Genomic DNA, 25,140 nt, shown 5'->3' on the forward strand with positions numbered 1-25,140 from the left:
CTATTTACCGTACCTTTCATATCTGGCGTACTGGTCCACGCCGCTGAGCTGCGTTTTCAACTCCGACATGAAGTCGAGGACCGCCTGTTTTCCGCCTCTGGCGTCGGCCGCCTGGACTTCGTCATTGATATAGGCGTAGTAGGAGTGCACAAAGGTTCCGCGGTGCCCCTGGTGACTCATCCATACGCCGTTCTCTGCCGAGTCGATGTCGATTCCGTGCTTCTTCAGGATCTGCCAGGCCGCCTTCACCTTGGCACAACCGCAGGGGATCATGTGATGGGCCTGAGCGGACACGCCGTCCGGCTTGGCTTCCCCGGCCTTCTCCAGGTTCCTTCCCAGCTTCGCGCTGTTGCAGTTGTGCACCAGGACGGGGATGGAGCCGGTCAGCACATAATACGTGTGCAGGTCCGCGACCGTGAGGTTGTGGACCGTGGCCTGCACAACCGTCCAGCGCCGGACAGCGGTGATCTGCACGAGGCTTCCCGTGCTGGTCCGCAACCGGTCGCCGCCGTGCAGGTCGGTCGCCTTGACCCACGCGCCGAGCCCGGCGACCCAGAACGGATGCCCGTCGGTCGCGGTGACGGACGCCGTCTTGGAACCCTTCTTGCCGTCGACGTCGACAGTGACCTTGACGAGGTGCTTGAGTCCCTTGCCTGTGATCTGGGCGGTAACCGTTTCGGTTCTGGTTTCACCGGTTTTCGGGTCGGTGGCGAGGACCTTGTCGCCGATGTCGACGTCCTTGATCCTCTTGGCGGTGCCGTCGGCCATCACAACCCGCGTGTCGGGCGTGAAACTGTTGCAGACCTTTTCTGCGGTCTCGGCCGCCTCTTCAGCGGCCGTGGCCGCCTTCTCGCTCTTTCTCCAGTCCTTGAAGGTGTTCCACAGCTTCTTGCCGAGCCCGACGATCCGCTTGCCCAGGGCGTACGCCTTGTCGACGCGGTACCAGTACTTCGAGACCAGCTTGCCGAGCGGGCCGCCGCCGATGAACGACGTGACGACGTTCGCCGCGGTCGCCCCGCACGAGCCCAGGCTCCCGGTCGTGAAGCAGTCCAGCGCGTCCGTGATACCCAGTTCGTCGGCGATGATCTTGCCGAGCTCCTTGGCGATGGCGATCGCGCGCTGCTTGGCGGAGTCCTCCTTCGCCCGGGCCTCGTCCGCCTTCGCCTGCGCCGGGGTGGCTGTCGTACCGCTGCCCGTGCTGCCCGAACCGCCGTTGTCCCGGGTGTCGACCGCGCCACGGTGGGTGGAGGGGCCGGGGCCGCACTCGTTCCAGCCGCCCACACAGTCCGCCAGACGCAGGCCCGACGCATCGCTGTTGGTGACCGGGCTGTTGTTGGCGTACGCGTAACCGTTGATCTGCTGTGGGTCGTTGTAGTCGACGACCGGGTCCGCCGAGATGAAACGGCCCGTGTCCGAGTCGTACTCGCGGGCGCCCAGCGTCGTCAGGCCCGTGGACTGCTGGATCGTGCCGCCGACGAAGCCCTTGTCGTTCACCCAGCTCGTCGAGGAGGACGACGACTCGTCCCTCTCGTTGCCGAACGGGTCCGTGCGGCGGCGAGTCGTCGAACCCGTCTTCGCATCGACCGCCAGCTCCGCCGTGCCCTGATGGTCCGAGGCGAGGAAGTGGACGCCGTCCGCCTCCCGCATCGCGACCGTGGCGTCGGCGAAGGTGTAGTACCGGGTCGCGGTCACCTTGGCCGTGGACTTGTCGTAGTGCAACTCCATACCTGGGAGGTAGAACGTCTTCTCGGTGGAGGTGTCCCGGATGAGCCGTTCACCGTCCGCGTCGTACTTGTACGACGTCACCGCCCCGTCGGCGTTCGTGACCGTGGTCAGCTCGCCCTGCTTGTCCCAGTCCAGCGACTGGGTGTCGCCGCCCAGGACACGCGTCTTGGTGTTGCCGGACGCGTCGTAGGTGTACGTGTCCCGGGAGGTGACCTGCGGCGTGGTGCTCGTCGCCGTGGTGGTTTCCGTCACCGATGACACCGTGTGCGCGCCGGAGGCGGCGCCGTTCGGGCCGGAGCCCGCTTCGCCGTACTTGTACGAACGGCTCGACGTGGCGGCCCCGTTCAGCCCGTGCCGCACCTCGCTCGTGCGGTTGCCGATCGAGTCGTAGCCGTACTCCGTCCAGTAGGGAGAGACACCACCGACCGTGGACGAGGAGGCGCCCGCGGCGCAGGCCGTGTCCGTGCTGCCCGTGCCCTTCGCGCCGTTCGGCGTCACCGACGACGTCCACGTCTGCTTCAGCCGCTGCAGACCGTCGTACGTGAAGCACTGGACGTCCGACGTTCCACCCGTCGGCGTGTCCGCGATGGACAGGATGTTGCCGCCGGCGTCGTACGTGTAGTCGGCGTCGTAGGCGACACTGGACGCGCCCTCAACGTCCACCCGCGAGTTGGTCAGCCGGTCGGTGCCCGCCTCGTAGGTGTTGGTGATCCACGTCTTCTTCGCCGTCGACTCGCCCGTGTAGAGCTCGATCTGTTCGAGGTTCGACGTCGGGGAGTAGGACGCGTCGGTAACGTAACTCAGGCCTCCGAGCGAAGTGTTGACGCCGACCGGACGCTGGAGGTCGTCGTAGACGTAGGACAGCGCCTCGGCGGACAGGTCGCCCGCCGCCGGCAGGCCCTCGCCCTGGAGCGTGCCGTCCCGGTTGTACTGGGTGGTGTACTCGTACGTGCCGCCCAGCTGCGGCTCGGCCGTCTTGGAAAGGTAGTACCTCGTCGAAGTCGGCTTGTAGTCGTTGGTCTCGTCGAGGACCGGGTAGGTTACCGACGAGTAGACCGCGCCGTCCTTGTAGGTGTAGGTGCCGTACAGCTCGCCCTTGGCCACCGTGTCGTACTTGGTGACGGAGAGCCTGGTGCCGGTCGTCGCCTCGCCCTGCCAGGTCGACACCGCACGGCCCAGTTCGTCGTAGACGGTGGACGTCTTGTCGCCGTTGACGGTGACCGAGGTCTGCCGGTCCAGTTCGTCGTACGTGTACGACGACGAACCGGTGTCAGGGTCGACGGCCGTCTTCTTGCGGCCCAACTGGTCATACGTGTAGGACCACTTGTTGCTCTTGTCGTCCGTCACGCCCGTCAGCAGACCGGCGGCGTTGTAGCCGTAGGACGTGATGACGGCGTTGCCGTCGGTCGGGTACTCGATCTGGGTGACCGTGTTGTCCCGGGCGTCAGTGACGGCCGTCGTCTTCGTGCCGCCGCTGGGCGGCGTGGTCGTGACGCGGTCGCCGCCGTAGGTGTAGCTCGTGCGGTACTTCTCCGTACCCTGGACCTTGAAGATCGAGGCCGTGGTACGGCCCGCGCCGTCGTACTCGGTGACCGTCTGCGCGTCGAGGTCGGCGTTGACCGGCTCGAAGAGCGTGGCGGACGGGGCACCCGAGGTGTAGTAGGTGTCGTTGACCTGCCGCACACGGCCGGAGCCGTCGTACAGCGTGTCGGCGACCATACGGCCGCCGTCCGCGCCCTGTGTCTGCTCCTGACGGGGCCGCAGCCAGCCGTCGTACAGCGACCATTCGCTGCCGTACGTCGATCCGTCGGCCTGGATCTTCTGCGTGTGCACGGCGGTCGGTCCGGCGTCGGCGCGCACCAGGTACTCGTACTTCATGGACGGCGTGAAGTTCGACGCCTTGGGGCGGTCAGGAAGCCACACCGACACCAGGCGGCCGAGGCCGTCGTAGGCGAGGTCGGTGCGCTTGCCGTTCATGTCCACCTTGGCGGTCGGCAGGCCCCAGGCCGGCGCGTACTCGGTGGAGGTCGTCCAGCCGAGGCGGTTGGTGACCGTCGACTTGGTCGCCAGGCCGTAGGTGTCGGTGTAGGCGGTCGAGGACGTGTAGGCCGTCGAGGACGAGGCGGTCTGCGCGTCCTTCACCACCAACGGGCGGCCGTAGCCGTCGTACGTCGTCACGGCGGTCGTCTGGTACGTCGCCGTCGTGCCGTCGTGCGAGAGCAGGCGCTTGGTGGTCGTGGCGTCGCCCTTGGTGGGGGCGGCGCCCAGCGTCGTCGAACCGTCGTAGTAGGTCAGGTCGTCGGAGATGACGTCCTTGGAACGGTCGGGGGTCGAGGCACAGTCGACGCCGACCTTCTCGACCCGGGAGACGTACGAGTACAGGTGCAGGTTCGCGCTGTCCGCGTACTCGGTGCGGGTGCACTGGTTGTCGGCGACGCCGACCTCGCCGTCGTCGTCGACCATCGTCGCGCGGCCGGTCGTGCCGTCGTAGGTGGTCGTCGACTTGGTGTGCCGCCAGCCGCCCACCGCGAGCGCGGTGTACGTGTCGGTCGAGCCGGTCGAGACGTAGCGGGCCCTGCGGGTGCCGAAGGACTCCGTCTGGGTCGCGGTCACCGCGGTCCACGGCACCGTCACCGACTTCTCGGTGACGTCCGAGCCGTTGTAGGTGATCGTCTCCAGCTCCTGGCCGGCCTTCCAGTCGGAGTCGTCGTAGGAGACGCCGTTGGAGTCGGTGACCGTCACCGAGCGGGTTTTGCCGTCCTTGTCCACGTCACCGTCGAGGCCACGGAAGAAGGTGTGCTCGGTCTTGGTGTTGGAGGCGGAGTTGGTGCCGTCCGAGGTGACGACGCGCACCTTGCCGTAGCCGCGCCAGTCGCCCCACGTCCGGTACTCGGACTTGGTGATGCCGTCGGCCGGCGTCTTCCGCCAGCCCGCGTCGCCGAGGTAGGTGTACGAGGTGACCTGGTCGGCGCTGTCGCCGGTGAGATCGGTCTGGACGACCGAGGCGACGACGTATTTGTGGAACCAGTCGACGACGGGGTCGCTCGCCCCGGGCGGGTTCCACCTCACCGGGAAGCAGCGCACCGTCGAGGAGTCCTCGGCCGGGACGTTGCCGGTCGTGCACTGGTTGGCGGCGTAGTTGACGCTGAGCGTGCCGCCGGACTCGTTCTTCACCGCGGCCAGCCGGAAGCGGTAGAACGGCTGGAGGTTGTCGCCGGTCGTGTCGACGCGGTTGGGAAGCTGGCTGCCGTACAGCTCGACGGACGGGACCGAGGCGTCGGTGCCGACCTTGCCGGTGTGGTCGATCTTGCTCAGCCAGAGCGACTTGGAGCCGTCGCCGTTGTCGGTGAAGACGTGGGTGAGGCTCCACGCGTCGACCGGGGTGTAGGTCGAGTCACCGGTGCGGATCTGTGTGGTGATCTTCGTGAGCTTCTTGCGGGTCCAGAACGTCGGTGAGTTCTGGCCGGGGCACTTGGTGCCGGCCTTGCAGTTCTGGTCCCAGGGGACGTCCGGCCAGTCGGCTGCCGTGGAGTCCGTGAGCGCGTCGGCCGAGCAGTCCGTCAGGGAACCGATGCAGCGCTCGGCGGTGGTGAAGAGGACCTGGGCGGCAGGCTTGGTGGAGTACACCGAGCCGTCGCGCTGGCCGTAGTCGATGCGCTTGAGGTAGCCGCCACGGATGTAGGCCTTACCGTTCTCCGTGGTCTTCAGGCCCTGGGTGTAGTAGTTCGTCTCCGTGCCGTAGTAGTACGACATGGCGTTGCCGTGCGGGTCGACGACGTAGTCCAGGTTCCAGCGCCAGGCCTGCGTGCAGTACGCGTCGGCGAACGTCGCGTTGTAGCAGGGCTCGCCGGAGTCGTCGCCGTAGACCGGGACGGTCCAGGTGGAGTTGGTCTCCTCGTTGCCGCTCGCGTAGCCGGTGAGGTGGTTGAGACCGAAGTAGTACTGGGTTCCGTCGGCGGTGGTGATCTTCCAGTACTCGCCGTTGTTGTCACCGTTTCCGGCGCCGGTCAGGTGCTCGACCTTGGAGTTGTCGTCGGAGCTGACCCGCCACTGACCGGTCGTGTCGTCCTTGATCAACTGACCGGAGGTGCCGCCGGTGAGGGAGAGCGTGGCGTTGTCGAACGCCCAGCACTCGTCGCCGTTGGTGGCGTCATGGCCGTCGTCGGCGCAGGGCTTGTAGCTGCGCTCGATGTAGCCCGGCTCGTAGGTGAAGCCCTGGCCGGTCCACGAGCCCTGGTTGTTGGTGGTCGCCGTCTGGCCGTCGATGGACTGGGAGTTGTAGCTCAGACCGACGGTCGGCTGCATACCACCGGGGACCGGTGGCGTCGTCATCGGGTAGTTCCAGGTGAACGCGCCCGACGAGGTGTCCACACCCCACTGCGAGGACGGGGCGAGACTCGTCGCCTTGTAGTCGCCGCCGTCGCCACTGCTGCCGGACGTGGCCGCGACCACGGTGGCGGAGGACGTGCTCGCATCCGCTTCAAGAAGCTGGCTGGACGGGCCGGATGTGTCACCGGCCGCCTGGACGGTCGCGGTCAGCGTCTGCTTCGCCGCGTTGTTGGCGGTCTTCAGGTACGTCGGTGTCGAACAGGCCCTCTTCTGCGGCGTGGTCAGCACACAGGCCGGGTAGGTGGCCAGCCGCAGCCGGGAGCTGTAGTCACCGCCGTAGGCGTCGGCGAAGTCCGAGTAGTCCAGGGTGACCTGGGCCGGGCCTTTGGCAGCGGCGCCGTCGGTGCGGGCGACGGTGAACAGCACGCCGTCCACGCCCGCCGACTGGGCGGCCTTGCGGCCGAGGACCTCGAGCCGGACGGACTCGGGGCCCTTCGTGCCACCGGCCGCCTTCGCCGTGAGCGGCAGGCCCTTGGCCTTGGCCGCCTTGCCGGTGAGCTCGACCTCGGCCGCCCCGGCCGCGGGCCAGTGCGCCTTGTCGGCGTGCTTGACCGCAGCCTTCCTGGCTCCGTCGGTCTTCTTGAAGGACTTCGCGGTGGCGTTCTTGCCGCGCACCGGGTCGTCGAGGGTCGTCCGGGTCTTCGGCCTGGTCAGGCCGCCGTCGGTGGCGGTGGCCGCGGGGGCGTACTGCGGGAGCAGCCCTATGGACAGCGCCAGTCCGAGGACCACCGCGGCCCGTCTGCGACCACTCCGCCAGGCCGGTCGTACCGACCGGTACCAGGGAGGAGATGACATCAACTCTCCTAGAAGTAGGGGTTATCGGGGGTGGCACGCATGCCGAGAAGGGCGGGCGGCACAGTGGCCGCCCGCCCGGTCGAAGGGATCTGCTACGCCGAGGTCTCGTCGATGCTGGAGCCGCCCGGCAGGACCGCGACGGTCGCCACCAGCGAGGCGTCCAGCGGACCCTGGTACATGCGCACCTCGTCCACGGCTCCGGAGAAGTACTCACCCGCCGTCGTCCCGGTCAGCGCGCGTCCGATCTGGAGACTCGTCGTGCTGAAGTCCCAGGTGTTGTCCCAGGAGGCGTCGGCCACGGCGGTGCCGTTGACGTACAGCAGGACATCGCCGAAGACCGCGTTGTAGACCAGTGCGAGGTGGTCGCCGTCGCCCTCGGAACTCGGCGGGTCGGCGGAGTCGAGGAGAGTGGTCGTCACCGGGGCGACCGAGTCCGCGTCGGTCACCACCAGCTGCCAGTGGCGGCTGGAGGTCTGGTACCTGACCTTGATCGCGGACCCGTTGGCACCGGACAGCGACAGCACCGTCTCGTCCGTCGCCGGGCTCGCCGAGGCCAGCCGGGCCCGTGCCGTCAGGGTGAAGCTGTCCTGCGCGGTGAGCGGTCCGGCCGCCGCGCGGGTGGCGTAGCCGCGGACACCGTCGAGCGCCAGGTGCCCGTCGCCCCACAGCGGCGCGGCCGGCGCGGTGCAGTCCGGGTCGGCCTCGGGGTCGCAGGACTCGTCCGGCACGTAGATGGACGCGCCGCCGCCGAGGGTCAGGCCGGTGCCGCCGCCGTTCTCCGGGGAGACGCCGTTCGTCGCCTCGTCCAGCTGCCAGTAGGCCAGCTGGTGCGGCTGGATGCCGCCGAGCTCCTGGCCCTCGGTGGGCGGGATGACCCGGTCGTGCAGTTTGACGTCCGCGACACTGCCCTTGAGGTTGCTGGTGTAGCCGTCCAGGTCGAGCCGGCGGCCGATCTGCACGGCACCGGTCGCGGTCCACACGGTGTGCCGGGCCTGCACGTCGTCGGCGACGAGGACACCGTTGACGTACAGCATCAGCTTGCCGAGCTCGGCGTCGTACACGCCGATCAGGTGCGTCCAGCTGCCCACGACCGCCGTGGCGCCGGAGACCTTCCAGGTGCCCAGCGTCTCCATGTCGCTGACCGGGATGCGGAAGGTCCAGGAGGCGGTGTCCTTGTCGTAGCCCAGCTCGAAGCCGGCCTGGGCGGTGCCGTCCTGGCTGACGACGGTCATGTTCTGGGTGGGCAGCGTCGGCAGCATCACCCAGGCGCTCACCGAGAAGGACCTGCCGGTGTCGACGGAGGCGGTGCCCGAGTCGAGGTAGGCGTTGTCGGTGCCGTCGAAGGAGGCGGCGGTGTCGGTGGAGCCGAGCGGGCCGGCCGCGCCGAAGGCCACTCCGGAACCGGGGGTCGCGGCGGGGGTGGTGCTGCTCCCGGCCGCCTTCGTGGCGCCCTTGGCGTCACCGAGGGTCCAGGCGGCGACCGGCGCGCGGCCGTCGCTGACCAGGAAGACGTGCACGGTCGGCGTCTTCTGCGCGTTGCCGGCGCCGTCGACCGCGGTCACGTGCAGGACGTAGGTGCCCTCGCTGGGCGGCATCCAGCGGATGGTCGCCGGTCCGCCGGTGGAGTCGGGGGCCACCGTCTTCTTCGTGCTGTCGGCCTGCGGGCCGGTGACGTAGTAGGTGTACTTGGTGACGTCGGTGGACGGCGAGTCCATGGTGAAGTCGCCGTAGTCGCCGACGCCCGGGTGCCACGCCTCGTCGTCGGGGTACTGGGCCGAGGTGATCGCGGCCGACTTGGGCTTGCTGGTGTCGTAGATGAACTCGCAGCGGGTCTGGTCGCCGTCGGTCGACCAGGCACCGTACGACTGCTGGTCGTAGCCGCGGACCGCCCAGGCGACCGTGGTGTTCGACGGGACGGTGAACCCGGCCTCGCCGTCACCCGCGACGTCGCTGCCGATGGTGTAGAAGAACGTGGCCACACCGGTCTGGTCGCTCCAGCTGGAGTCGACGGTGGTCTTCTTGGCCGTCGTGGCGTAGTGCGTGACCGTGTTGCCGGCGGAGTCCGTCCACCAGACCTTGAACTGGGCCTGGAGTGTCTCGGTGTTGGAGCCGATGTCGCCGTGGTCGTAGTCCCGGATCACGGCGGAGACCCGCGGGGCCTCGGTCACGTAGTGCTCGGTGGCCGCGCCGTACTCGCAGGTGCCGCCCGGCTTCATCTGCAGGTCGTCCTGGACGGGCTCCAGGGGCGGCCGGTTGTAGGTCACTTCGAGGTGCGCGTTGCCGCAGAAGCGCTTCCAGTACGAGGTGTCCGACTCACTGGCCGCCTTGAGGCGGAACGTGGTGGTGTCCCAGCTCTTGTCGGCCGCGGTCTGGATGGTGCTCTTCACGTCGAAGCGGACGTTCTGGTTCGTCGAGGTGCACGTACCGGCGTTGGCCGTGGACGAGTCGGTGCCGAGGGTGGCCTTGGAGGCCGGCTGGTTGTCCCAGTCGGTCTTCGAGCTGATCGCGCTCGCGCCGGTGCTGTTGACCCGGGCGAGCTGCACCGCACGGGCGCTGGAGCTGTAGGTGAACACCTGCGTCACCGCGAACTCGGCGCTGACGATGTCCTTGCCCGCGAAGGTGCCGGTCGGGATCGCGAAGAACTGCCGCTTCACGTCCGACGAGCTGCTGCACCGCACCGACACGTCGGAGGGGCACAGGCCGACGCCTTCGTCGTCGTCGAACTTCCAGAAGGAGGTGCCCGAGTAGTGCGAGGACACCATGGTCCAGGCCGTGTTGGTGGCGGTCTTGACGACCGGGTCGATGTAGACCGGGTAGACGGTGCCGGCGTCGGTGAGCAGGTCCGTGTCGGGGGTGAGCGTCATCGTGTCCGCGGAGACGTCGACGCCGACGTCGGCGACCCGGGCGCCCTCGGGGGGCGTCTGGGTGTTCTCGTCGGCGGCGGGCGCGTCGTCCTTCGCCGCGTGGCTGGAGTCCCACATCACCGGCTGCGGCGCCTCGAAGACCGCGCCGCCCGAGCCGGTGTCGGTGGCGGTCAGCCCGCCGTCGCCGGTCTCCGTCAGCTTCACCGCGGTGGTGTCGAGCGGCAGGCGCAGCTTCGCCAGCTCCGGGTCGGCCGCCGCCTTCGCGTTCTTGACGACCAGCACGTGCGAGAAGCCCTCGGCGCTGGCGGTGACCTTGAGGTCGACGCCGTCCAGGACGTTCGGGTACGTGGCGGTGGAGCCGTCGATCTTCGGCCTCGGCAGCTTGTCCGGCCAGTCCAGGGAGACGGAGCGGCCGTCCTTCTCGATCTCGGCGAAGGTGGTGTCACCGCCGCCGGAGAAGGACATGGCGGTCAGCGCCGCCTTCGGGGCGAGGGTGCCGTTCTTCCGCCTGACCAGCGTGGTGTCGATGTCCGTCCACTTGCCGTCGACGCGGGTGCGGACGGGCTGGACGTACTCGCTGACGGTGAACGTGCCGTCCGGGTTGGCGACGGTGGTGCTGCGTTCGTCGCGCAGGCTCTGGATCTCGACGGCCTTGCCGGACTTCTTCGCCCTGGTCTGGGCGGCGGCCGGGGAGAGCGACGAGCCGCTGTCGGCGGCGGTGTCCTTGGCGGCGGCCGACGTCTGCTCGGCGGCCGGGGCGGGGACGACGCTCAGACCGGTCGTCAGCAGGGCCGCCACGGCGGCGGCCGCGACGAGGGGGCGGCGGCCGGGTCTTCTGCGGATCTTCATGGTGCGGTGCTCTCTGCTCCCGTGCCGGCCGTTCACCCGATCACCCCGAACGTCGAGCCCGCGTCGGGCAGGCCGCCCGAACCGGGCACGTGGACGGTGGTTCCCGTGCTGGTGGTGCCGTCGATGTCGGACCACGGCAGGACGTACGCGACGCCCTTCGAGGTGGCCGGTTCCTTGCTGTAGGGCACGCCCACGTAGAGGTTGGTGCTGCCCGCAATGAGCCCAATGCCCGTGTAGTCACGGGCCGTCGCCGTGCCCGGCAGCCCCGAGCCCCGGGTGAGCTCCTTGTCGGCCGCGCCGATGGCCGAGTCGAGCGGCCTGAAGATGTGGACGGCTCCCGCATCCTTGACCGTCGCGGTGTCCTTGCCGGGCTCGCCGACGGCGAGGCGGACCGTGGCCGAGGTGGTCACGACGCTGGTGTCGGTGTTGGCGATCGCCACCCGCTGGCCCATGAAGTCACCGGCGACGGCATCGCCCTCGAGGTCCGCCGTACTGCCGTCCATCGCCGTGACCAGGGAGTAGGCACCGGATGGCTGGACACGTACGACCGCGACACCACCAGCGTCCGCCAGGGTTCCGACGTCCTCGCCCGGCATCCCGATGGCGAGCAGAACGTCGGAGTTGTACGTCTGGTCGCTCGGCCGGTAGCCGGTCATGGAGATCGAGGTGCCGAAGCGGTCGCCGGACTCCGCCACTCCGGGAATCCCGGTGCTGTCCTGGTCAAGGCCGAGGAGCGGGGTGGGCATCCCGTTCGCGAGCGTGTGGCTGAACACGGCGACGCCTCCCGCGAAGGCCTCGTCCCCGATGGCCTCGCCCGGAGAGCCCACGGCGAAGTAGCGGTTGGTCCCGGCCAGCGAGGAGCCGAAACGGTCCTCCTCCTCGGGAACTCCCGACACCCCCGGGGAATCCTGACTGAGTGCGAGCTTGGTGCTGCCCTGGGCGTATTCGATGCAACCGGCGTGGGGATACGTCGTACCGCTCACGGTGACCCCCTCACCCGGGACACCAATGACCAGGTACGGAGCGCCGCTCGCCGTCGTGCCCGCCTTCAACGCGTAGCCGAACCAGTCGTAGGCCTCGGTCGCCGAGGTGGGGTTGAACCCCGCCTGCGAGTAGCCCTCGATCCTGGAGCCCGCCCCGACACCGGTGGGCGTGCCGTGGATGATGTAGATCGCCCCGGCGTCCACAAGGTTCTTGCCGTCCTTGACGACGTCCTCGTACGGCGCGCCGACCACCAGGTCGCTGCAGCCGTCGCCGTCGGCGTCGTAGGCGGCGTAGGACGTGCCGAAGCCGTCGCCGGCCTCGGGCGTCGCGTCCATGCCGCTGATCGCCTGCGAGATCTCCGAGACGCCCTTGCCCCCGCCCAGGATCACCCGCACGAGACCGGCACGCTTGGCCCCGTTCACCGTGGCGCCCGGGTCCGCGATCACCGTGTCCTGCACCCCGTCGCCATTGAAGTCGCTCGTCGTCCCCGCCGTGCATGTGGCGGCGGCCGCCTCCGGCGAGGTCAGCGTCACGCCCCCCGTCGCGGCCAGGAGAAGGCCGGCCAAAGCGACCAATTTCCCCGCCAGATGTGTACGCGTACGCACACTCCACCCCTCGTTGTCCCGTCGGGCGAGCCCAGGTAAGACCACCCCATGAATGACGTAAGAGGAGACTAAATACGAGTCGAATAAAGACCGTCAAGGCCGTTCGAAAAACCGGCTGCACACAGCAACCACACAGAGTGTCACCATCTTTGCCTTTCGCGCCGCAACGAACAAGAAGAGGACTTCGGGCGGTAAAAACGGACAAAAGATGCAGCATTCGCGCATCAACTTGGCGCGCCCCCATGGCACTTCACAGGATATTCACATGACGGCTCCGGAACGGTCGTGATACGTTCATGAACAGAAGAGCCTTCATGTGCGCAAACGCCATGACCTCTTTTATCGTTATTCAGCGCCGCGATCCGACGAGGCAATTACACCTGTCGGCCTTCCGATAATTCGGCAGAACGATCGGCCCTCTTTTTCGGTTATCGAATCCCGCGCCCGCATCGGCCACCCTCTCCGCAAACGGTCGGTCAACGCCTGGCCAGGCAGGTAAAATCCGGGGAATGTCGAGAATCAAGGTCAGCGTCATCGTCCCCGTCTACAACACCGGCAAGTACGTCGACGAGTGCGCACCGTCGTTGGTGGGGCAGAGCCTGCCGGCCGACGAGTACGAGGTGATCTACGTCGACGACGGGTCGACGGACGACACGCTGTCCCGGCTGGAGAAGATCGCCGCCGAGCACTCGAACGTCCAGGTGCACACCCGGCCCAACTCGGGCTGGCCCGGCGCTCCCCGCAACCTCGGCCTGCGGCACGCCAAGGGCGAGTACGTCCAGTTCGTCGACCACGACGACAAGCTCGGACCCGAAGCCCTGGAACGGCTCTACGAGCACGCGAAGCGGAACGACGCCGACGTGGTCCTGGGCAAGATGTCCAGCACGATGGTGCGGCCTCGGCGCGTGTTCCGGCACACGGTGGACGTCTGCACCATCGAGAACGACGAGCTGATGCAGAGCATGTCTCCGCACAAGATGTTCCGGCGCGCCTTCGTCGAAGAACACGGTCTGCGGTTCCCGGAGGGTCCGTGGATCATGGAGGACCTGCTCTTCGTCAGCGCCGCCTACCTGAAAGCGGAACGCATCTCGATCCTCGCCGACTACCCCTGCTACTACTGGCTGAAGCGGGACGACGGCGGCAACAACACCCAGCACCGCTTCAACCCCCGGCACGGGTTCTGGCCCAACGTGCGCACCATCGTCCGCCAGATCAAGGACGGCACCACGCCGTCCGACGACGTCGACGCCCTCCAGAACCGCCTGCTGCACCGCTACTACCACGTGGAGGTCCTCTCCCGCGCTCGCGAGCCCGAGATCCTGCGCGAGGACCCCGCCCAGCAGCGACCCCGCTTCGACGCTGCCCGGAAGGTGGCCCTGGAGGAGTTCCCGGCCGCCGTACGGGAGGGTCTGCCTGCGGTGTCAGGCGTGCGAGCCCAACTCCTCGAACGCGGCGACTTCGACGGCGCGGTCGCGTTCGCGGAGCACGTCCGCGAGGTGCAGGCTCGCGGCGAACTCGGCCAACCCCGGTGGGAGGACGGCCGCCTGGTCGCCGACGTCGGGCTGAGCCTGGTACGAGGCGACGGCGAGCCCCTGGTCCTCGTCCAGCGGGACGGGAAGCACTGGCTCGACCCGGAACTGCTGGGCGGGGTGCCGGGGACCGAGGACGGCTGGGAGGTCCGTGACCCGTTCCGGCTCGCCTACGCCGAACTGGTCGTCAAGGACCGCGACCGGGAGGACTGGTGGTACCCGGAGGGCGACCTGGAGGTACGGCTGGAACCGCTCGGGGAAGGCCGGTCCCGGCTCGTCGCGTCCGGGCGCCTGACCCTGGATCCGGAGCGGCTGGCCGGCGGCCGGCCGCTGGAGCGCGGGCCGCACGAGGTGTGGGCGTTCGTCCACCTGCTCGGCATCGACCGCATGGTCCGCATGACCGGCGCCGGCCCGGAGAACACCCCGGCCGCCGCCCCCGCACTCACCGGCGGCCGGCTCGCCCTCCCGTACTGGACGGCGGGTCGGGCGCAGCTCACCCTCGATGTGGGGCCCCGCCTGCGCAAGCTCGGCCTCGACACCGCCGAGGCCGCCGCCGCGAACTCCGCGCACGGCAGGCACTCGCTCCCGTTGCCGTACGTGGCGGCGGCCGCGTCCACCGCCCCGGCCCCCGTCAAGGTCTCGGTTGCCACGTTGTCGGTGAACGCCGAGCTGGCCCCCGACGCCGGTGTGGTGCACCTGCGCCTGCCGGCCCGTCTGCAACTGCCGTCCGGACGGCACCCGGTCACCCTCCCGAAGGCGCCGGCACCGGTCGCGTACGCGGTCGTCCGCAACGGTGCCCTGGTACGGCTGGAGGGCCCGGCCTACCGCCCCGGCACCGCCCGCCGTCTCGTGGACCTGGTCCGGCGCAGCCGGTAGCGGCCCCCTCTCACGTGGCCGTGAACGTGTCGACGGCGACGTCGAAGTACTCCCGCGCCTCCCGCACCTTCCCGACCGGCGCCGACACCCACACGTCGTACAGCAGGCCGTCCTCCTCCCAGCAGAGGTCGTAGGTGTGCCGGGGACCCTCCGCCGCGCTGAAGCCCTTCCAGGTGAACTCCCAGAAGGCGGCGGGGTGTCCGGAATGGGTGGTGTCGGTGACCCGGCCGTCGTGGTAGCCGGGGTTCGTGCTCGGCCCCTCGGCCGCCGCGCGCCGCATCACCCCGTCCGGTCCGCCGGTCTGCGTCTCGGAGAGCCTGATGCCGAGCCGGAAGGTCTGCCCCGGCGACATGTAGAAGACACGCTCGCCCTGCGGGTCGCGGGTGAAGCCCTCCGGGACGGCGAGGGAGAAGCCGGCCGGGTCCCGCGCGAGGCGGTAGCCGGAGGGCGCGGTGCGGGAGTGGGTGGTGGGGGGCGGGGCGGCCGGAGCGGTCGGGGACGGGGACGGCGTGGTGGCCGGGGCCGAGGGGGGCGTTTGGTGCGAGGCGGAGACGGCCGTGGTGCCTCCGGGGCCCGGGGCGGTGCCGCCCCCGTCGCCGTGGAACAGCAGCGTGGCCGCCGACACGCCCGCCCCTGCCATCGCGGCGACCAGCAGCGCGGCGACCAGCACCCCACGGGTGGACGACCGGGGCGGCACGGCGGGTTCCGGAGGCGGCGGCGACGGGACGTCCCGCTGGGTCGGCGTGTACGACGCGACGCCCGCGCTCCGCGCCACGCCACCGGCGCCCGTCACGGCCCCCGTCTCCAGGAACCCGCGCAGCATCAGCTCGGCCTCCGCCGCACCCAGCCGGCGCTCGGGATCCCGCTCAAGGAGCCCCCGTACGACCGGCAGCAGCGGCTCGGCCTGGGCCGGTGGCCGGATCTCGTCGGAGACCACGGCGTGCAGGATCCCGCCGAGCGAGTCGCGCCGGAACGGCGACTCGCCGCTGAGCGCCGCGCACAGCAGCGCGCCCAGCGACCACAGGTCGGACGCCGGTCCCGACCGGCCGCCCGACATCCGCTCGGGCGCGGTGTACTCGGGCGAGCCGACGAAGGAACCGGTCTCGGTGAGCGTGGTGGCGCCCGCGACCTGGGCGATGCCGAAGTCGGTGAGCACGACACGCCCGGTGGCCGCCTCCACGAGCACGTTCGCCGGCTTGATGTCCCGGTGCAGCACTCCGGCTCCGTGCGCCGTCCGCACCGCGCTCAGCAGGGCGATCCCGATCCGTGCGGCCTCGCCCACGTCCACCGGCCCGCTCCGCGAGATCCGGTCGGCGAGCGAACCGCCCTCGATCAACTCCATGACGATGTAGGGCCGTCCGCCGTCCTCGACGACGTCGTGCACGACGATGATGTGCGGGTGGTGCAACTGGGCGACGGCCTGCGCCTCGCGCAGCGTGCGTTCGCGGCGCAGCCGGGCGTCGTCGTCCGGGAGGGAGTCGTCGACGGTGAGCTCCTTGACGGCGACCTGCCGCCCCAGCAACTGGTCGGCCGCGCGCCACACGACACCCATCCCGCCCCGCCCGAGCCGCGCCTGCAGGCGATAACGCCCCGCGATCAGACGGACGGCGTCCCCGTCGGTCCCCATGGCCCCATGATGCCGCACCGGACGCCCCCCTTCCGGCGCGGTGACCGGCCAAGTGCGCCGCCGCGAACACTTCAGAGGCGATCGTTCTCAGCCACATCGAGTTCTGAAATGGATACAGGGCGCGGCAAATCATCCGGACATAAGCCCTGAGCAAGGAAAGCGGGTGGCCGGAACCACGCTGCCATGTGAAGCGCCTACCGTCACGAATGTCGCGGCGGCGGCGATATTCGCCACGACCACCGTGACCGACGCCAGCGCGGCGAGTGGCGGAGCATCATGCTCCACGACCGGCGCCAAGGGGAGCCTCACGTTCTCCAACTGGTCGAACAATTACGTGGGCATTCAGCTCATCTCCTCCAACGGTGGCGAGAACCTCAAGGGCCGGCCCTGGCACTACGAATACGACGGAAACGGATCGACTCTCACCTTCAGTACTCACGCGTCGGACACCGACAATTGGCTCCGCGAGGTCGGTGTGCACGTGGCGGTCTGGGAAGGGGACAAGATCGTCAGCGGGCTCACCTGCGCGGACTGGGCCTGAAGGTCGCTTGACGCTCTCACGGCTTTGCTCCGCCCTCCCGCCAGCCCTGGAGAACGAAGGTGAACCGCTTGCTGGTGGTGGCCCAGTCGTCAATCGGTGAGGCCGTGTAGATCGCGTACTCGACGCCGTCGCTGGTGAAGTAGCCGACGTCGACGGCCCGGTACGGCCCCGGCACCTTCGCGTCCTTCGGCAGCGCGGTCCACGTGTACTCCCAGCGGGAGCTCGGCAGATCGCGGTACGTGTCCTCCTTCAGACTCACCGTCTTGTAGTCCACCAGCCGTTGTCTGAGCAGCCCTTCGAGGTTGCGCATGTGGTCGTACGCGTTGCTGTAGTCGGGTGAAGTGTCGACAGCGACGCGTACGAGGTGCGTGCCCCCGTCGGGCGAGTAGTCGATCTGCTCCAGACCGTTCGTCTTCTTGATGGACACCGAGCGCTTCCAGCCCGCGGGCAGGTACAGCGTGAAGCCCACGGGATCGTCGTACTTCTTCCAGCCCGCGGGAATCGTGCCGCCCGGTGCCACGGTCGCGCCGCCCGACGAGGTGGAACCTGACGTGGCCGGGGCGATCACACTGCCGGTGCCGTCCTGCTGCTGTCCGAAGTCCCACTTCTGCAGGACGACGGCCGCGCCACCACCGAGCAGCGCGGCCAAGGTGACGACGAGTGCGAGCGTGCGCAGCCGGCGTCGCCTGGGCTGGGCGGCAACGGGGGCGGACGGCGCGGCGACGGCCGTCGGCGAGGTGGTGGATCCCCCCGGGGGGCGCTGCCCGCCGTACGAGTTCCCGTACTCCCCGCCCCGCGAGCCGTCGTACGCCTCGCCGTGCGAACCGCCGGAGTCCCGCCAGATCCCACCGGCATGCGACTGCGTCGGCACGTACTTCTGTGCCCCGCTCGGCCGCCTGCCCTCCGCCGCCTCGGCGAGCAGCTGCTCGGTCTCCTCGGGGCTCGGCCGCTCGGCCGGTTCCTTGCGCAGCAGGGCCGTGATGACCGGCTCCAGCGCACCCGCGCCGTGCAACTGGGCGGCCTCGTCCTCGACGACCGCCTGCATGGTGGTCAACGGCGAGGTACGGCGGAACGGCGAGCGCCCCTCCACCGCCGTGTACAGCGTCGCGCCCAGCGCCCACAGGTCGGAGGACGGCCCCGGATCGTGCCCGCGCACCCGCTCCGGCGCGAGGTAGTCGACGGATCCGACCACTTCCCCGGTACGGGTGATCGTCGTGTCGCCCTCGATCTGGGCGATGCCGAAGTCGGTGAGGAGGACCCGGCCGTCACGGCCGATCAGGACGTTGCCCGGCTTGACGTCCCGGTGCAGCACCCCGGCGCTGTGCGCGGCGCGCAGCGCGCGCAGCACCCACAGCCCGATCCGGGCGGCCTCCCGCGGCTCGATGCGCCCCTGTTCCTTGACCGCGTCGGCCAGCGAGTGGCCCTCGACCAGCTCCATGACGATCCACGGGCGGCCGTCGTGTTCGAGTACGTCGTGGACGGTGACGACGGCGGAGTGGTTGATGCGCGCGGCGGCCCTGGCCTCCGCCCGGGTGCGGGCCAGCAGGATGGCCTGGTCGCTCTCGGAGACGTAGAGCGCGGCCGTCAACTCCTTGATGGCGACAGCCCGGTGCAGCACTTCGTCATGGGCGCGCCACACCCGGCCCATGCCGCCGCTGCCGATGATGTCGGCCAGCCGGTAGCGGCCCGCGATGAGCAGGCCCTGCATCTGATTCACGTTGCCCCGCAATGCTCTTGTCAGGGTCAGACTAAGGACCGCTCCCCGGTCAGGGAACAAGGGGGGTCCCACGGAGACAGCACTGTGACGGTTCTCGCTTCCGCCGGCGGATGTGAACGAAATCCCCCCACCGGAACGGGAACCAACCGCCCCGGAGACGCGTCGACTTGCGTCCGGCCCGCCCCCTGGTACGTCTGCGGCTGCCGCTGCGTCTCAGCCCGTGTACCGGTACGTCGACGACGCCTGTTCGTACAGCGTGGTGACCTCGTCCCGGTCGGCCTCCGGGCCGCGCACCTGCACGATGTGGTACCGGCCGTTGATCAGGAAGACCATGTTGCGCACGAACAGGTCGCCCTCCTGGCCGTCCGTCCAGGTGAACTGGCCCTCGGCCGACACCTGCTGCCCGACCGTGATGGTTCGCAGCCCGCCCGCGGTGGCCCAGCTGGAGTCCCGGTAGGGCTGCAGCTCCGGCTCCTTGTCCCGCTGGTACACCATCGGGTCGCCGCCGTAGGTCGCCGCACTGTCCCGGCCGGCCACGACGATCAGCTCGAACTTCCCGTGCGAGTAGATCACCTGGCCGCTGCCGTTCTTCGGGGAACGGCTCCAGCCCTTGGCCACGGCGATCCGGAAGCCGTTCGGGTCGTCGCGCAGGGTGAACCCGTCGGCGACCGTGGCGCCGCCGGTCGAACCGGCGGTGGTCTGCGTCTCGGTGGACGGGGCCGGCGTGGGGGTCGGTGTCGGCGTGGTCGTCCGGTCGTGGCTCGGCGCGGGACTCGCCCCGCCTGCCGTGCCCGTCCGGTCGCCGGCCGCCGGGCCGCCCTCGGCCCCGGTGTCCTTCTTCGGCAGGAACAGCATGGCGTACGCGACCGCCGCGGCCAGCAGGAGCAGGACCAGCAGAAGCAGGGTGCGGCCCAGCCGGCGCGGGGACCTGGCCTCCTCCCGGGCCCGCTTGTGCCGGCCGTGCGTCGCGGGGAGCCCTGCCTTGCGCCTGCGCACCAGTTCGCCGCGGCGCCGGACGATCGGCAGCCGCCGCGGGTCGACGGGCGGGGCGGCGACGACATGGGCGCCGGCGTCCGGCTCGGGCGCGGACCGCACCAGCGAGCGCAGCCAGCCGCGCAGCTCCTCGAAGTCCAGCCGCTCGGTCGGGTCCTGACGCAGCAGCGACTCCACGACCGGCCTGAGCGGCCCGCACTCCTCCGCGAAGGCGGGCGGCTCCGAGCACACCAGCTGCACCAGCTCGGCCGTGGACTCCTCCGGGTACGGCGCGTGTCCCTGCACCGACCTGAACAGCAGCGCACCGAGCGCCCACAGGTCGGTGGCCGGGCCGATGGGGGCCGCCAGTTGCCAGTTCTCGTGCACGGGGACCGCCTGCTCCGGTGCCCAGCGCTCGGTCACCGGCCCCACGACGGTCATCCGCACCTGCCGCGCCCGCTCGGCGGCCAGCGCGGTGCCGGGCCCTCGCCGTCCGGGAACGGCGGCACCGGGCTCGCCCCAGCGGGCGGCGGCGGGTCCGGCACCCTGCGCGGGTACGACGGCGGGCGCCTGGCCCTGGCCGCCGGGGAGTTCGGCGCCGGTCAGGGGCGTGCCCGCGCCGGGTCCGGCCGTCGGGAGCGCGGTGCGTTCCTGGCCGGGGGCCACCGCCGGGGGCGTGCCGGGGCGGGGGCGGGGTGCGGCACCGTGCCAGGGCGACGGCGCGCCGCGCACCCCGTACGGGTCCGCGATCCGGCCGGGTGGCATGGCACCGGCGGCCCGCTGCTCCCCGCCCGGCACCTGCGCCTGCCCGTTCGCGTACGGCGGTTGCGCCACGCCGTTGGCATACGGCTGCTGAGCCGCCCCGTTGGCGTGCCCCGGACCGTACGGCGGCTGCGGCGCGGGCGCCGCGGTGTCGCCCTCGGCGGGCGGCCGGGCACCGGGCAGCGCGGCGCGACCGTTCTGCTGGGCCTCGTGGACCCGGGCGGCGGCCCTGGCTCCCGCCCGGTACGCGGCGATCGCGCCGGCCCGCGCCGCCCGGATGTCCGAGCCGGTCTCCAGTGCCCGCCGCTCCACGGCACCCGTACCGGCGCCGCCCGTACCGCTGCCGCCCGGACCGGTGCCGCCGGTGCCCTCGTCCGGACCGGCCCCCGGCAGCCCGCCGGCGGCCCGCGCCTGGATCGCGGCGCGACGGGCGGCCTCGGGATCGGTCTCCGGCGCGCCGAGCGCCTGCTGCGCGCCGCCCGTACCACCGGACGCACCACCGATGCTCCCGATGCCCCCGACAGGGACGACCCCCGAGCCGCCGGAACCGCCCGAAACGCGCGAACCGGGCGACGCGTCAGGGCCGGACGGACCAGATGGACCAGATGGACCGGCTGGACCGAACGGGCCAGGCGGGTCGCCGGGCGTGGCGGAACCTTCCGCCACACCGACCCACCGGCGCCCGTCGGCCGGCGCACCGCCCTCGCCGCCCTCGCCCTCGGGCGCCGGCACCGGGTCGTACCCGCACAGCGCCTCCTCCGCCGCACCCGCCGCGAGGCCGGTCAGCATCACCCGGCCGTCGTCGCAGACGAGGACCGTGCGGGCGGTGATGTTGCGGTGCACCCAGCCGTGGGCGTGCAGCACCCGCAGCGCCATCAGCACGTCGGAGGCGACCTCGGCCGCCCGGTACGGGCTCAGCGGCTGCTCCGCCAGCACCGCCGCCAGCGACCGCGCGGCGACCGACTCGCTGACGATCCAGAGCGAACCGCCCTCGGCGAACACGTCGAATACCTGGTCGAGCCGGGGATGATCGGGGATCCGGGCGGCGGCCTGCGCGGCCTCGACGGCGCGCCGCACCACCGGGTCGCTGGGCCGGCGTGTCGCGGTGCGTGCCGTCGGCGGCCGACGCGCGCCGCGGTCACGCGCAGTGAAACCGTCCGGCAACCCCTCGGCGTCCAGCACCTCCGCCTCGACGACCTCCGGCAAGGGCACCTGGCGGACGAACACTTCCTGCCCGCTGTAGGTGTCGAAGGCCCGGGTCTCGGTGTGTTCGTACTCGTCGGCGGGGGGCAACGGCAGGCGGTAGCGGTCGGCGAGCACCCGACCCGCGTAGTCGTCCACGTTGCCTCCCCCGGCCGCCCGGCTGGTCAAATCCGTTCGTTTCGCGGCCCGTTCTGCATGCATACCTGGATGCGTACGGTCCGCAACCACTCACGATACGTGCCGGAGGCAAGTCTCATTGTGGGGATGCGAATTTGTCACCGGGGCTCGAAGGACGCCGTCAGCGTCTTCCAGGTGTCCCTGCGCAGCTCACTGCTCCAGTCGTCGGCCTTCGCGGTGTACATCAGCGCGTACCCCTGCTGGGAGCTGACGACGAACCCCCGGTCGACCGTGTGGTACTTGGTGCCGCCGTCGACGTACGTGAACTCCCAGTCGGCCGTGTTCCAGCCGCGGTAGCTCACCTCGGCTATGCGGATCTTCTGGTACTGGGAGCGCACCATGTAACGCTCCTGGTTCTTCCAGTCCGCGACCGGATCGTCCTTGGGCGTGCTCGTCCAGGCGATCAGCAGCTTCTGACCGTCGGGCCCGGTGAACCGGTCCCCGGCGGAACTGCTGGTCTGGAACTTCCAGCCCTTGGGCAGCCCGATCGAGTACCCCTGGCCGCCGCTGTACTTCTTCACCACCGGCGCGCCGGCACCGTCGGTGTCGCTGCCACTGGAGTTCGACGCCGAGGACGAGTCGTCGCCGGAGTCGCCCGAGCCACCGCTCCCGGAGGCGCCGGCCGCCGAGGCGTCCCCGTCCGTCCGCGTGCCGCCACTCGTGTCCTGCTTGGTGGAGTCGCCCCCGGAACCGGACTTCGCACCCGAACCGGAACCACTGCTCGCGCTCGCCCCCGCGGACGCCACCGCCTTGGAACCGCCACTCTTGCCGCTGCCCTTGCCGTCCCCGTCGTCGCCGTTCAGCACGACGGCGAGCACGGTACCGAGTACCGCGAGCACCACCACCACGGCGATGATCACCAGGGTGCGCTTCGGCACCACGTCGGTGAGCGGCGCCCTGGGCACGGGCCGGGGCGCCAGGTCCAGATCCGGCGGCGGCATCACGGGCCACCCCGAGCTCGCCTTGCCGGCCGTCTGCTTGCTCCCCGCCGGTGCGGTGGCCGCGCCGGACCCACCACGGGCGGCCGGACGCGCATCCCCGACCGGTCCCGAGGGCGAACCGGTCACGACCGGGGCCGCGGGTGCCGCGCCCGCGCCCGCCTCGGCGCCCGCGCCGGCGTTCTTCGTCCGGATGGCGGCAGCGGCGCTCGCCGCCCCCGCGGCCTTCCGCACCGACCGCAGCGCCCCGCGCAGCTTCTCCCCGGCCTCCTCACCCCGCTTGGCCCCGGCGCCCTTCTCCTGCTGCGGCGCCTCGGGCTGCGGAGGCAGCGGTACGACCCGGGTGGCGTCAGCGGGCACCGCCTCCGGGGCGTTGATGACCGCGGTGAGCATCGCCCGCGCGCCCGCGTCGTCCAGGCGCTTGGCCGGATCCTTGGTGAGCAGCCCGTAGATGACGTCCCTCAGCGGTCCCGCGTTCTTGGGCTCCTCCAGCTGCTCGGTCATCACGGCCGTCAGGGTGGCGATCGCCGACCCCTTGTCGTACGGCGGTGCGCCCTCGACCGCCGCGTACAGCAGACCGCCGAGCGACCACAGGTCGGCCGCCGGGCCGGGCTTGTGACCGCGGGCCCGCTCCGGGGAGATGTAGGAGGGGGCGCCGACGAGCATGCCGGTGGAGGTGATGGACGGGTCGCCCTCGACCTGGGCGATGCCGAAGTCGGTGAGCACGACCCGGCCGTCGCTCTCGGAGATCAGCACGTTGGACGGCTTCACGTCCCGGTGCAGGATGCCCTCGCGGTGTGCCGACCGCAGCACGTCCAGGATCGCCAGCCCGACCTCGGCCGCCCGTTTCGGCTCCAGCAGGCCGTCCTCACGGATGACCTCGGCCAGCGACTTGCCCTCGACCAGCTCCATCACGATCCAGGGCCGGTCGTCCTCCTCGACCACGTCGAAGACCGTCACCGCGCTGTTGTTGCGGATTCGGGCAATCGCCTTGGCCTCGCGCAGGGTGCGCGTGATCAGGCGCCGCTTCTCCTCCTCGTCGATGTTCGACGGGAACCGCAGCTCCTTGACGGCCACCGTCCGGCCGAGGGTCTCGTCCTCGGCCCGCCACACCGTGCCCATGCCGCCGCGGCCGAGCACTCCTCCCAGCCGGTACCGCCCGGCGAGAAGACGCTCACTGTTGTCCTGACGAGTCTCCTGACGAGAAGTCCCCGCCCGCTCCGCCTCCGACATGCGTCCCCTCATGCAACCCGCCCTGACAGAGCCTTCATTGTCCCTCACCCGACAAGTGCCCAACGCCCAGGGGCCCCCTGATCGCGCATCGGGGCCGGCCGACCGGAACCCCCGGTGACGAGTGCGTCACACGGGCGGGATGATGGGCTGTGAGAAGGGAGGAACGCGGATGCCGTCGCTTCGGACACTGATGGCCATACCGGTCTCCCTTGCCCTGCTGTTCGCCCCGCTGATGGCCGGTTCCGCCTCCTCCGCGGAGGCCACGGACCCCCTCCTGTCACAGTTCGTCATCAATGGCGGAGCACCGGCAGCCGCGCTCCTGGACCGCGACGGCGACGACGTCCGCTACGCGGGCGCCGGCCGGGGTATCGCCCGTGCCGACCACTTCCGTGCCGGCAGCATCACGAAGACGTTCATCGCCACCGTCGTCCTGCAACTGGCCGCGGAACACCGGCTCTCCCTCTCCGACTCCGTGGAGCGGTATCTGCCGGGACTGCTGCGCGGACACGGCGTCGACGGACGGAGGATCACCCTCCGGGCCCTGCTCAGCCACACCGGCGGGCTCGCCGACTTCACCACGGTCACCCGGGGTGCCGTCCCCCTCGACCCGCTCCAGGCCGTACGCCTCGCACTCGCCCTCCCTTCGACCGGACTGGGTCACTACGCGTACTCCAGCACCGACTACGTCGTCCTCGGCATGGTCATCCGTCAGGTCACCGGTCACACCTACGCCTCCGAGGTCCGGCGGCGCATCATCACCCCCCTCCGTCTCACGGGCACGTCCCTCCCCGGTGCCCGCACCTCACTGCCCTCCCCGCACGGCCACGCCTACGCGACCGACGGCTCCGACGTCACCGAGCTCGACCCGCGCGTGGCCGGCGCGGCGGGTGAGCTGGTGACCACGCTCGACGACCTGGACCGCTTCTACGCGGCACTGCTGGACGGCGAGCTGCTGCCCCCGCGCCGGCTGCGCGAGATGCTCGACACCCGTGCCGCACATGGCGCGTACGGCCTGGGGATCTTTCCTGTGAAGCTGCCGTGCGGGACCACGGTCTGGGGACACAACGGCCGGATCGCGGGCAGCTACGTGCGGAGCGCTGCCACGATCGGCGGCCGGCATGTCCTCACGTTCCGTGTGAACACGACGGCGATCGCAGACCCGGACCTCGAACCCGCACTGCTCGCGGCCGAGTTCTGCCCTCGCGACAAGTAGAACGGCCCGGGTTCGAGGAGAGATCCCGACGCCGGGTCGCTCGATCGGGTGATGACGGACGGTCGCGTGGCACCGGTGGTCCGGCACCGCCGGGAACCGCCGTCGTGGCTCGGCGCCGTCGCGGAACGGAGGAGGATTTTC

10 protein-coding genes are annotated in these 25,140 nt (G+C 70.5%); 3 read left to right on the forward strand and 7 right to left on the reverse strand.

The annotated features are described in order from the left end of the window. The 3 genes from ACZ63F_RS16005 to ACZ63F_RS16015 form a co-directional block, all read right to left on the reverse strand. Nucleotides 1-6,909 (reverse strand): polymorphic toxin-type HINT domain-containing protein, encoded by a 6,909-nt coding sequence (locus tag ACZ63F_RS16005; RefSeq protein ID WP_469711604.1) that lies wholly within the window; start codon nt 6,907-6,909, stop codon nt 1-3. A 92-nt stretch (nt 6,910-7,001) separates the two neighbouring features. Continuing rightward, nucleotides 7,002-10,622, reverse strand: coding sequence for a LamG-like jellyroll fold domain-containing protein (locus tag ACZ63F_RS16010; protein ID WP_469711607.1), 3,621 nt, complete (start codon nt 10,620-10,622; stop codon nt 7,002-7,004). A gap of 32 nt (nt 10,623-10,654) precedes the next feature. Then, nucleotides 10,655-12,172: a VCBS repeat-containing protein gene (locus ACZ63F_RS16015; protein ID WP_469711609.1), complete on the reverse strand. Its 1,518-nt coding sequence runs from the start codon at nt 12,170-12,172 to the stop codon at nt 10,655-10,657. Between the two features lie 548 nt (nt 12,173-12,720). On the opposite strand from ACZ63F_RS16015, the gene ACZ63F_RS16020 reads away from it, so the two are divergent. Then, the gene (locus ACZ63F_RS16020) at nt 12,721-14,616 is read left to right on the forward strand and encodes a glycosyltransferase family 2 protein (RefSeq protein WP_469711611.1); all 1,896 of its coding nucleotides are present in this window, start codon (nt 12,721-12,723) and stop codon (nt 14,614-14,616) included. A 10-nt stretch (nt 14,617-14,626) separates the two neighbouring features. On the opposite strand, the gene ACZ63F_RS16025 is transcribed toward ACZ63F_RS16020, so the two are convergent. Next, nucleotides 14,627-16,243 carry a serine/threonine-protein kinase gene (locus tag ACZ63F_RS16025; RefSeq protein WP_469711614.1) on the reverse strand — a complete coding sequence of 539 codons (1,617 nt, stop codon included), beginning with the start codon at nt 16,241-16,243 and terminating at the stop codon, nt 14,627-14,629. A gap of 163 nt (nt 16,244-16,406) precedes the next feature. Between ACZ63F_RS16025 and ACZ63F_RS16030 the strand changes: the two genes are divergently transcribed. After that, complete coding sequence (locus tag ACZ63F_RS16030; protein WP_469711616.1) at nt 16,407-16,784, forward strand: hypothetical protein; 378 nt, start codon at nt 16,407-16,409, stop codon at nt 16,782-16,784. A gap of 16 nt (nt 16,785-16,800) precedes the next feature. Here the strand turns inward: ACZ63F_RS16030 and ACZ63F_RS16035 are convergent, their stop codons facing one another. The 3 genes from ACZ63F_RS16035 to ACZ63F_RS16045 all read right to left on the reverse strand — a co-directional run bounded on the left by ACZ63F_RS16035 (nt 16,801) and on the right by ACZ63F_RS16045 (nt 23,786). Next, complete coding sequence (locus ACZ63F_RS16035) at nt 16,801-18,492, reverse strand: serine/threonine-protein kinase (RefSeq protein ID WP_469711618.1); 1,692 nt, start codon at nt 18,490-18,492, stop codon at nt 16,801-16,803. 222 nt (nt 18,493-18,714) lie between these two features. After that, nucleotides 18,715-21,576 (reverse strand): protein kinase, encoded by a 2,862-nt coding sequence (locus ACZ63F_RS16040; RefSeq protein WP_469711620.1) that lies wholly within the window; start codon nt 21,574-21,576, stop codon nt 18,715-18,717. Nucleotides 21,577-21,713: 137 nt separating this feature from the next. Continuing rightward, nucleotides 21,714-23,786 carry a serine/threonine-protein kinase gene (locus ACZ63F_RS16045; protein WP_469711622.1) on the reverse strand — a complete coding sequence of 691 codons (2,073 nt, stop codon included), beginning with the start codon at nt 23,784-23,786 and terminating at the stop codon, nt 21,714-21,716. A gap of 169 nt (nt 23,787-23,955) precedes the next feature. Here ACZ63F_RS16045 and ACZ63F_RS16050 point away from each other — a divergent pair, with 169 nt between their 5' ends. After that, nucleotides 23,956-24,999, forward strand: a complete 1,044-nt coding sequence (locus tag ACZ63F_RS16050) for a serine hydrolase domain-containing protein (RefSeq protein WP_469711624.1) — start codon at nt 23,956-23,958, stop codon at nt 24,997-24,999. The last annotated feature ends 141 nt before the right edge of the window (nt 25,000-25,140 follow it).

This window comes from Streptomyces sp. NPDC104761 (genome assembly GCF_055583445.1).